General features: G+C 66.6%; 2 protein-coding genes. One reads left to right on the top strand and one right to left on the bottom strand.

Annotated elements, in window-relative coordinates; translation table 11 throughout:
* Positions 1–457 (bottom strand): LLM class flavin-dependent oxidoreductase (locus F6Q13_RS19420; RefSeq protein WP_293059975.1); only part of this gene is annotated, 457 nt, incomplete at its 3' end.
* A 38-nt stretch (positions 458–495) separates the two neighbouring features.
* On the opposite strand from F6Q13_RS19420, the gene F6Q13_RS19415 reads away from it, so the two are divergent.
* Positions 496–641, top strand: a 146-nt coding sequence (locus tag F6Q13_RS19415; protein WP_293059978.1) for a hypothetical protein, incomplete at its 3' end; no start/stop codon positions are given.

Raw genomic sequence — 641 nt, 5'->3', positions numbered from 1 at the left:
CATCACTGGTGCCGCCCAGAATTCTTGGGATCCTGCGGTCGTGCACGGGTTTGGGGTTGAGGCGAACCTGGCCGAAGCTGACGAATTCACCCGCGAACGATGCGATGTCGTCGCACCAGAGACGTCGCATCGCCGTGACGTATTCGGCGGTGCGGGCGGCGCGACGTTCGAAGGGAACACCGAGCGCGTCGAACTCCTCCCGAGACCAACCGATGCCCACGCCGAGGGCGGCGAAAATCAGGGCGATCAGCGGATCAATCCAGTCCGCGGTCGCGGGAACCGCAATTGTGCCGTCGACGGAATACGGGTAACGCGAGGCAGGCTCATCCACCATCACCACATGCTCGCCCGCCCACAAGGTCGCGAAACCCCGCTGCTCGGCGGCGGCGGCGGCCGCCTCGATAACCGCGCGCTTTGCACCCGGTCCGACACCTAGCGCATGCAAGCCGAGTCGCACCGCCGAATCGTCGCACACCAGCCCACTAGACTTCACACATGCCCGAAACCCAAAGCCGGGCGCCGTCGTCGTACCCGCCGCCCCCGGACTTCGCCGCGCACGCGAACGTACGTGATGACGTCTACCGCGACGCCGAGCGCGACCGGCTGGCGTTTTGGGCCAAGCAAGCCGACCGGCTGTCCTG

Source organism: Mycobacterium sp., assembly GCF_008709575.1.
In the GTDB taxonomy this organism is placed as follows: domain Bacteria; phylum Actinomycetota; class Actinomycetes; order Mycobacteriales; family Mycobacteriaceae; genus Mycobacterium.
This window is presented reverse-complemented; position numbering and strand designations above follow the sequence as displayed.